Raw genomic sequence first — 718 nt, 5'->3', positions numbered from 1 at the left:
ATTGGAAACGCGAGTATAGCTCAGCTGGTAGAGCGCGACCTTGCCAAGGTCGAGGTCACGAGTTCGAACCTCGTTACTCGCTCCAACTCTTTAAGAGTTTGGCGGAATGGCAGAGTGGCCATGCAGCGGATTGCAAATCCGTCTACCTCGGTTCGACTCCGGGTTCCGCCTCCATTTCAACACTCCACATGCGAAAGCAGCCCGATGCCCGGGTGGTGGAATTGGTAGACACAAGGGATTTAAAATCCCTCGCTGGTAACAGCGTGCCGGTTCAAGTCCGGCCCCGGGCACCATTGATTTTTAGAATCAATTTGATGCGAGTATAGCTCAGCTGGTAGAGCGCAACCTTGCCAAGGTTGAGGTCACGAGTTCGAACCTCGTTACTCGCTCCAAATTGGTTTTTGCTGCAACGTAGAAACCTGATGCCCGGGTGGTGGAATTGGTAGACACAAGGGATTTAAAATCCCTCGCTGGTAACAGCGTGCCGGTTCAAGTCCGGCCCCGGGCACCACTTATTTTGAGATTACGACTCAATAAAACGTTTTAGGATGCGAGTATAGCTCAGCTGGTAGAGCGCAACCTTGCCAAGGTTGAGGTCACGAGTTCGAACCTCGTTACTCGCTCCAACTTCTTTATGAAGTTGGCGGAATGGCAGAGTGGCCATGCAGCGGATTGCAAATCCGTCTACCTCGGTTCGACTCCGGGTTCCGCCTCCATT

7 tRNA genes are annotated in these 718 nt (G+C 52.6%); all 7 read left to right on the top strand.

The features are described 5' to 3' along the window. Positions 1-9 precede the first annotated feature (9 nt). The 7 genes from ON073_RS20475 to ON073_RS20445 all read left to right on the top strand — a co-directional run bounded on the left by ON073_RS20475 (position 10) and on the right by ON073_RS20445 (position 716). Positions 10-85, top strand: a tRNA-Gly gene (locus tag ON073_RS20475). A 15-nt stretch (positions 86-100) separates the two neighbouring features. Next, a tRNA-Cys gene (locus tag ON073_RS20470) sits at positions 101-174 on the top strand. A 32-nt stretch (positions 175-206) separates the two neighbouring features. After that, a tRNA-Leu gene (locus ON073_RS20465) sits at positions 207-293 on the top strand. Between the two features lie 23 nt (positions 294-316). After that, positions 317-392 (top strand) — tRNA-Gly (locus ON073_RS20460). 32 nt (positions 393-424) lie between these two features. Then, positions 425-511, top strand: a tRNA-Leu gene (locus tag ON073_RS20455). A gap of 39 nt (positions 512-550) precedes the next feature. Beyond that, positions 551-626: transfer RNA gene (locus tag ON073_RS20450), tRNA-Gly, on the top strand. A 16-nt stretch (positions 627-642) separates the two neighbouring features. Beyond that, positions 643-716 (top strand) — tRNA-Cys (locus tag ON073_RS20445). The last annotated feature ends 2 nt before the right edge of the window (positions 717-718 follow it).

Origin of the sequence: Pseudoalteromonas sp. G4 (genome assembly GCF_028875915.1) — a bacterium.
Taxonomy (GTDB): Bacteria; Pseudomonadota; Gammaproteobacteria; order Enterobacterales; family Alteromonadaceae; genus Pseudoalteromonas.
This window is presented reverse-complemented; position numbering and strand designations above follow the sequence as displayed.